Below are 8,163 nucleotides of genomic sequence, written 5' to 3'. Positions count from 1 at the left end.
TTCTTCTGCAAACTCAAAGAGTTCAAGCGCATCGCCATGCGCGCCTGCAAAACCGATCTAAGCTTCTCCGCAATGATCTACCTCGCCGCAGCCGTCATCAACTCGCGATGAATCCCCACAACCCCTAGATGACGTCCTGTTCGACATGACCTGGATGATCACGCAGCGGAAGGCTCAGGTGGAAGCGGGTGGCGTCGATATCGAGCATGCCGCCGCTGGCAATCGCGAGATTGCGCACCAGCCGTAACGCGAAACCCAAGCCGAGCACGGGAGCATCAGGCCAATTGCCGTCAGGGTTGTAGCCGGGATCGAGCAACATCTTCTCGTCGCGGCCAATCAGCGCGCGGGGGCGCATGATAGTCAGCAGCAGATGGGTCGACCGGCGCGGGTCGCGTTGCAGGTCGACGCTGATCCGCTCCCCTTCCCCCGCCATCGCGATCGTCGCCGCGAGCAGGCGTGAAAGCATCCGCTCCACAGTGGGCGCGTCGACCGCCACCGGCGGCAAGGTCGAATCGATTCGAAAAGCGAGACCCGAAGCCCGCTCCCGGGCAACAGTCTCGAAATTGGCATGGAGCCGGGTCAATATTTCTGCGGCATCGACCGATACAAGGCCTGGCACAGGCTCCGAGGTGCGGGCCGAGGCGACGAGATCGAGATCCTCGACCGCGCTGAGCAGCTTCTTGCTCTGTTCGAGAATGTCCTGTGCACGATTGCGATAGGCGGCAGCGGCGGGCCCGCGCATCTGGCCGTCGATCATCTCCGAAAAGCCGATGATCGCGTTCAGCGGCGTGCGCAGTTCATGAGCGAGTTGGCGCAGCGAATCATTGCGGGCGGGATCAGCCTCGCGCCGCGCGTCTCCGTTTATGGGATTGGCGCTCTCATCGGCGCGCGGGCGACGGGCGGTGCCGCGATAGCCACTGAAGCGTCCGTCCTTCTGATCGAAGAAAGGCACCGCCGAAATGCGCCACTCGCCCGATGCAGGTCCTTCGCCGGCGATGGTGAGCCGCGCATCACGAAACGGCGTGCGGCTGCGATAGGCGCCGGCGGCATGGCCATCGACGCCGTGATCGGTCTGCCGCGCGGCAACCGCGATCGTCTCCCCGATCAGCGGTCCGCGCGGAGCGCCCTGCACCCAGCAGATCACGCCATCGACACCGGTTTCGAAGCGAAAATTCTCGATCGGCACGGCCGGACCCAGATTTTCGCGATGGCCGGTTGGCGCGGCCTCCGACCCAGCCTGAGGCCCGAGCTGCGGATAACGGGTTCGGAATGTCTCGATCCGGGACAGCAAATCGCGAATCTGACTCTCGCTCTGCAGCGCCGCCGCACCCGGCAGCGAATCGGAGGAAGATGCCGGCGTTTCCGGCACCTGTTCTTCACCGGACCATTGCCTGCTTGCGGATATCGCGAAAGGGGGAACCGGCAGCGCCGTTTCAGACTCCTCGTCCGCCTTCGCCGTCGCGACCAGTTCCTCGATTGGCACGGCCAGCGGAGCCAGGGTCGTGTCCGGCGTTTCGACCGGCCCCTGGATCAGAAAGTCGCTTGTCCCGAAGCCTTCGAGTGCCTGCTCCACCTCAGCTCCGAGATCGCGGCGATTGCGCAGCAGGTTGCGCGCGCTGGGGTTAAGGCGAGGCAGAAGATCGAGCCACTGGCGCGTCGAGAGCAGGACATTGCCGAGCATCGGCGCGGCGATATGGGGCAGATCCTCGGCGAATAGCAGGACGAGGTCGGGCGGGACGCGACGACCCGCCAGGCCACGGCCAGCCGCCAGACGCAGGTCGACCGGTATCTCCGGGCGCACCGCGCGCAGGAAATTATAGGCGTCCATCGCCCTTGGTGCATCCACCAGCGGATCGTCGACCTGATGGCCGCGACCTTGTGCCAGCACGTCGACCACCTGACGCCACAAAATCGCTCGCGCCTCCGGCGTCGGCGCGGGCTGCGCGAGCAACGTGGCCAACATATCATCGAAACGCAAAGGCCCGACTCCACTCGACCGCGGGCATAGCCCGGGCCGTACCCCGATGACCGGAGTGTAAATCGCATTGGACCGGGCGGAAAGGGCGTTTGATCGTTTAAATATGAGCTATTTTAATTGCACTTATCCGTAACTTTATTCTACCGATGGGGCTGGTTCTTGAAAGGTTTCTCCATGGCGGGCCCGTCCCTTGATCAAATAGATCGCACCATCCTGCATGAATTGCAGGATGACGGGCGGATGACCAATGTCGATCTTGCGCGCAAAGCGGGTCTGACGGCCCCGCCCTGCTTGCGTCGCGTGCGCGCACTGGAGGAGTCGGGGGTTATCGAAAGCTATCATGCGCGGCTCAACGCCTCCGCATTGGGCTACGGCATCACCGTCTTCGCGCTGGTTTCGCTGCGCAGTCAGGCGGAGGAGGATTTGCGCAACTTCGAATCGCATGTCGCGGCGCTCGCCGAGGTCCGCGAATGTCACATGCTCAACGGAGAGATCGACTTCATACTGAAGATCGTCGCACACGACCTTCAGGCCTTCCAGCAATTCCTGACCTCGCAGCTAACGACCGCGCCCAATGTCGCGAGCGTCAAGACCTCGCTGACGATCCGGACGTCGAAGGACATCCCGGGCATCCCGGTCGACGGAATCTGAGGACTGATCCGAAATACCGGGCGACGCGATGCCGCCCGGTACTTCATATCGTTACGCTGCGGGACGGTCGACCCACACCTTCGCATAGGTCGCCAGCGGCGCATAAGGCCCCGTGGTCACAGCATTGAAGGCGGCTTTCGCGCCCTCCTTGTCGCCGACCTGCGCGAGCGCGAGGCCGAGGCGGAAATTGCCCTGGCCGACGTCGGCGCCCGGCTTGGTCAGCGAAAGCTTGTATATCTCGGCCGCCTTGCCGAAATCCTTGAAGCCATAAATGAGATCGCCGGTCGTCAGCACCGACTTGTAGGTCGCCTTGCCGCCATTGGCGGCAGTAACGGCACCGGGGATCGAGGTCTTGTCGCCAGCGACCTTCGGCTTGGAAAGCGCCAGAATTTCGCGGGTGTTCTGACTGGTGGCGGGGTTGAGCTTACCCGCCGCAACACCCTCGTTGAGCACCTCGACGGCCTCGGCCGGGAAGCGCAGATACACTGCCAGAGCATAGTCGGTATAGTTCGACCCCGCCGCCAGTGGCAGCACCCCGACGGCGCGCGCCAGACGCAGCAGATCGAGTTCGGTGTCGCCCGACAGGGCCGCCATCTGGCGATAGATGAACAGCGAATCATGCCAATTCTGCTTGACGGGATAAGCCGCAAGCCATGACGTTGAAATCTTCAGGAACTCATTCGGCAGCTTGGCGCGCGATGCGATGTCGGCGCCGCGACCATACCATTCGGACGGCACGGCCTGGCCAGCGGCGGCCTTGGCGTCGATCACCTTCTGGAGGGTTGCGACCGCCTCGGCGGGCTTGCCGCTGCGGCTCTGGGCGTCGGCGAGGATCGCATAGGCGTCCTGCTCCGGCGTTCCCGCCGCGATGGCTGCGCTCATCGCGGCCTCGGCCTTGGGATAGTTCTTCCCCTGATAGGCGAACTGACCTTGATACCAGTAGAATTTCTGACGATCGGTCTGGGTCAGCCGCTGGGCGGCCTCACCCGTCGTGATCATCTCGTCCAGCGCGACGGCGAGCTTCGCCTGATCGCCGCTTATCTGAGCCACATTCAGTCCGAACTGCGCGACGACATATTGTTCGTCGGGCGTCTTCGCGAGCGAGCGCGCCGACGCGACGGCGGCTTCGGCGACCGGAATGTTCTTCGCCTTGATGGCGGCATCGGCCTCGGCGAGCGGCTTGCGGATCGCATCGCCGAGCTTGGGAGCGCTGGCCGAAGCCTCCTCCTTCTTCTTGGCGGCGAACGCCGGAGCGCCCGGCCCTACCGCGGCAATGGCCATGCCAAGCGCCGCGACCAGCGCATAACGGGACGTAAGGTTCATGCTTCAGGCCTCCTAGTCGGCGGCCGAAAGGGGCGGCCGCCCTTAAAACACGCCGGTTGACTAATCGCTCCCTCGCCTGTGCACAAGCACGGGCGAAACGATCCGGCTTAACTCGTCGCGGTCTAGGCACCATTCGCTGAATGGCGATTGAACCGCAGCCAGTTGATCGCACCCGTCCACCCTATTAGGTCCGACACATGATCCTGCTGCTCTCTCCCGCAAAATCCCTCGATTATGACAGCACCTTGCCCGATCTGACGGCAACCCGGCCGCGCTTCGCGGACGAAGCGCTGACGGTCGCACAGGCGGCGTCGAAGCTGGGGCCGAAGAAGCTGTCGAAACTGATGAGCATTTCGGACAAGCTCGCGAAGCTCAACGCCGATCGATACGCCGATTTCGCCGGACAGGAGGAACGGCCCGCCCTTTATGCCTTTTCGGGTGACGTCTATGTCGGCTTCGAAGCGAAAAGCCTCGATGAGCCCGCCGTCAGTTTCGCGCAGGACCATGTCCGTATCCTATCCGGACTATACGGCCTGCTCCGCCCGCTCGATCTGATCCGCCCCTATCGGCTGGAAATGGGAACGCGCTGGGCGCCCGGCCGCAAGAAGAACCTCTACCAGCTGTGGGGCAACAAGATTTCCGATGCTGTCGCGGCGGATCTTCTCGCCGAGGGGTCGGACGTCATCATCAACTGCGCCAGCAAGGAATATTGGCACGCGGTCGAACAGGCTCCGCCAAAGGGCGTGCGGGTCATCACGATCGACTTCCGTGAGGACGGCCCAAATGGCCCGACCTTCGTCAGCTTCCACGCCAAGCGTGCGCGAGGCATGATGGCGCGTTGGATGTGCGAGCACCGGATCACCGAGCCAGAGGGCCTCAAAGGCTTTGACAGCGACGGCTACGCATTCTCCAGTGAAGGTTCCGATGAAACGCTTTGGCGGTTTACCCGGACGCGGCCCGATAGCCGGTAGGAACCTCCCCTCCCCCGGCCCGTTGAGGGCAGAGAATTATGGGAGTTTACACATGGAAAGCCACGTCCGTCCGACCGACCAGGACAAAGGCAATGGTGTCGAGATAAGCACCGAGGAGGCCCGGGCAGGCGCTACGCCACGCATGACCCGCTATATTCTGGGCTGGGGCCTCGTGCTCGTCATCATCGGCTTCGCGGTTGTCCTGCTCAGTGGCATGCTGAGCACCTGAACCTTCGCTTCGGTCGCGCTGGAGGGTATACCGGAAGCATTGGGCTAGCCATTCCCGCAGTCCTTCGTTAGGAGCTTTGCTTGCCCCGTTTCCGGGGCTGAAACAGCTTTAATAACGGACTGACAAACTTTGGCCAGCGCACCGCCGCCCATCGAAAATAGCGATATCTCGCCGATCTCGATCATCGACGAGATGAAGTCGAGCTATCTCGACTATGCGATGTCGGTCATCGTCTCGCGTGCCCTTCCAGACGTGCGCGACGGCTTGAAGCCCGTGCATCGCCGTATCCTTTACGCGTGTCAGGAAGGCGGCTTCGTACCCGGCCGTCCTTATCGTAAATCAGCGAAGATCGTCGGCGACGTGATGGGCAATTATCACCCGCATGGCGACAGCTCGATCTACATGGCCCTCGCGCGCATGGCGCAGGACTGGGCGATGCGCGTCATGCTCATCGATGGTCAGGGCAATTTCGGGTCGATGGATCCCGACCTTCCGGCGTCGATGCGGTACACAGAAGCCCGGCTCAGCAAGCCCGCGATGGCGCTGCTGGCGGATATCGACAAGGACACGGTCGACTTCGGCCCGAATTACGACGGATCGCTAACCGAGCCGCTGGTGCTGCCGGCGCGCTTCCCAAACCTGCTGGTCAACGGCGCGGGCGGCATCGCCGTCGGCATGGCGACCAATATTCCACCACATAATCTTGGCGAGGTCGTTGCCGCCTGTAAGGCGTATATCGCCAATGGCGCGATCAGCATCGACGAGCTGCACGAGATCATCCCCGGCCCGGACTTTCCGACCGGCGGCCTGATCCTCGGCAAGAGCGGCGCCCGCAATGCCTATCACAACGGCAAGGGCTCGATCATCATGCGCTCGCGCCATGTGGTCGAGGAAGGCCGCGGCGAGAAACGCTCGATCGTCCTCACCGAAATCCCCTATCAGGTCGGCAAGAACGGACTGGTCGAGGGCATCGCCGAAGCCGCCAAGGACAAGCGGATCGAGGGCATCAGCGACATTCGTGACGAATCGAGCCGCCTCGGCGTCCGCATCGTCATCGAGTTGAAGCGCGACGCGACCCCCGACGTGGTCCTCAACCAGCTGTGGCGCCATACACAGGCACAGACGAGCTTCCCGGCGAACATGCTCGCGATTCGCGGTGGCCGCCCCGAAGTGCTGTCGCTGCGCGACATCATCGAAGCCTTCGTAAGGTTCCGCGAGGAAGTGATCACCCGCCGTTCGAAGTTCGAGCTGGCCAAGGCGCGCGATCGCGCCCACATCCTGCTCGGCCTCGTCATCGCGGTCACAAACCTCGACGAAGTCGTCCGCATCATCCGTGGTTCGGCGAGCCCGGCCGAGGCGCGCGCCGCGCTGATCTCGCGCGAATGGCCGCGTGCCGAAATCGAGCCCTATATCAAGCTGGTCGAGGCGGTCGAAAGCATCGGCACGTCTCCTACCTACCAGCTCAGCGATATCCAGGTGCGGGCGATCCTCGACCTGCGCCTGCATCGCCTCACCGTGCTCGGCCGCGACGAGATCGGCGATGAACTGGCGACGCTCGCCGCGTCTATCGGCGAATTGCTCCATATCCTGGGCGATCGCGCCCGGCTCTATGAAGTCATGCAGGAGGAATTCGATGCGATCCTCGTCGAGTTCGCCACGCCGCGAAAGACCGAGATCGCCCCGGCCGGCGATTCGATCGACGACGAGGACCTGATCGAACGCGAGGACATGGTCGTCACCGTCACCCATGGCGGTTACATCAAACGCACCCCACTCGAAGCCTTCCGCGCACAACGGCGCGGTGGCAAGGGCCGTTCGGGCATGTCGACCAAGGAAGAAGACGCCGTCACCGAATTGTTCGTGACGAGCACCCATACGCCGGTGCTGTTCTTCTCCGATCACGGCAAGGTATACCGCAAGAAGGTCTGGCGCCTGCCCGAGGGCGCTCCTCAGGCGCGCGGGCGGCCGATGATCAACCTGCTGCCGCTGGCGCCGGACGAGAAGATCACGACCGTGCTGCCGCTTCCCGAAGACGAGGCCGCGTGGGGCGCGCTGCATGTGGTGTTCGCGACCGCGCATGGCGGCATTCGCCGCAACTCGATGGATGCCTTCGCCAATGTGCCGACCAACGGCAAGTTCGCGATGCGGTTCGACGAGGACGCGACCGACCGCCTGATCGGCGTCGCTCTGCTCACCGAGACCGACGACGTGATGATGGCGACGCGCGGCGGCAAGGCCATCCGCTTTTCCGCCACCGACGTCCGCGAGTTCCAGAGCCGCACCTCGACAGGTGTGCGCGGCATCCTGCTCAAGGACGGCGACGAGGTCATCTCGCTGTCGATCCTGCGCGGTTTCGAGGCAACCACCGAGGAACGCGACGCCTATCTGCGCGCAGCCCCGTGGAAGGACAATGGGGCCGAGCCGACCTTGCCGCCAGAGCGCATGAAGGAGTTCGAGGACGCCGAGGAGTTCATCCTCACCGTCTGCGCCAATGGCTACGGAAAGCGCAGCTCCGCCTATGAATATCGCCGTACCGGCCGTGGCGGCCAAGGCATCGGCAATATCGACAATCTCGAGCGCAACGGCCCGGTCGTGGCCAGCTTCCCGGCGCATAATGGCGAGCAGCTGATCCTGGTCACTGACCAGGCCAAGCTCATCCGCCTGTCGGTGGGCGATACACGCGTGATCGGCCGCAATTCGGCGGGTGTCAGGCTGTTCCACGTCGCGGATGACGAGCATGTCGTCGGCGCGGCGCGGATCGAGGAAAGCGACGACGAGGCTGAAGTCAATCTGGGCGACGGCGAAGGCGAGATTGCACCCTCTGACGATGCGGTCATCGGCGAGGACCTGGCCGATGGCGGCGAGGCAAGCGAGGATTAAGGCCTAGGGGTTGTGGGGATTCATCGCGAGTTGATGACGGCTGCGGCGAGGTAGATCATTGCGGAGAAGCTTAGATCGGTTTTGCAGGCGCGCATGGCGATGCGCTTGAACTCTTTGAGTTTGCAGAAGAA

The 8,163-nt window shown here is 63.3% G+C and carries 6 protein-coding genes and 2 pseudogenes; 5 read left to right on the top strand and 3 right to left on the bottom strand.

The features are described 5' to 3' along the window. A pseudogene (locus tag WP12_RS26160) lies at positions 1-111 on the top strand (IS5/IS1182 family transposase); the annotation flags it as partial. A gap of 13 nt (positions 112-124) precedes the next feature. Here WP12_RS26160 and WP12_RS23175 read toward each other — a convergent pair. Next, a complete protein-coding gene (locus WP12_RS23175) occupies positions 125-1,978 on the bottom strand; it encodes a sensor histidine kinase (protein ID WP_052730593.1) in 1,854 nt (617 codons plus the stop codon). Between the two features lie 174 nt (positions 1,979-2,152). Between WP12_RS23175 and WP12_RS23170 the strand changes: the two genes are divergently transcribed. Then, positions 2,153-2,629, top strand: a complete 477-nt coding sequence (locus WP12_RS23170; RefSeq protein ID WP_046196013.1) for an Lrp/AsnC family transcriptional regulator — start codon at positions 2,153-2,155, stop codon at positions 2,627-2,629. A 51-nt stretch (positions 2,630-2,680) separates the two neighbouring features. Here the strand turns inward: WP12_RS23170 and WP12_RS23165 are convergent, their stop codons facing one another. Further along, on the bottom strand, positions 2,681-3,952 hold the full coding sequence (locus WP12_RS23165; protein ID WP_046196012.1) for a tetratricopeptide repeat protein: 1,272 nt from the start codon (positions 3,950-3,952) through the stop codon (positions 2,681-2,683). A gap of 197 nt (positions 3,953-4,149) precedes the next feature. On the opposite strand from WP12_RS23165, the gene yaaA reads away from it, so the two are divergent. The 3 genes from yaaA to gyrA all read left to right on the top strand — a co-directional run bounded on the left by yaaA (position 4,150) and on the right by gyrA (position 8,032). Then, entirely contained in the window at positions 4,150-4,923 is a 774-nt protein-coding gene (yaaA, locus tag WP12_RS23160; protein ID WP_046196011.1) for a peroxide stress protein YaaA, read from the top strand. Between the two features lie 52 nt (positions 4,924-4,975). Then, on the top strand, positions 4,976-5,152 hold the full coding sequence (locus tag WP12_RS25620; protein ID WP_200894590.1) for a hypothetical protein: 177 nt from the start codon (positions 4,976-4,978) through the stop codon (positions 5,150-5,152). A gap of 129 nt (positions 5,153-5,281) precedes the next feature. After that, positions 5,282-8,032, top strand: coding sequence for a DNA gyrase subunit A (gyrA, locus tag WP12_RS23155; RefSeq protein ID WP_046196010.1), 2,751 nt, complete (start codon positions 5,282-5,284; stop codon positions 8,030-8,032). 20 nt (positions 8,033-8,052) lie between these two features. Here gyrA and WP12_RS26155 read toward each other — a convergent pair. Continuing rightward, a pseudogene (locus tag WP12_RS26155) lies at positions 8,053-8,163 on the bottom strand (IS5/IS1182 family transposase); the annotation flags it as partial.

This window comes from Sphingomonas sp. SRS2, from assembly GCF_000971055.1.
In the GTDB taxonomy this organism is placed as follows: Bacteria; Pseudomonadota; Alphaproteobacteria; order Sphingomonadales; family Sphingomonadaceae; genus Rhizorhabdus.
Note: the sequence above shows the minus strand (reverse complement) of the source record. Positions and strands in the feature narration are given on the sequence as shown.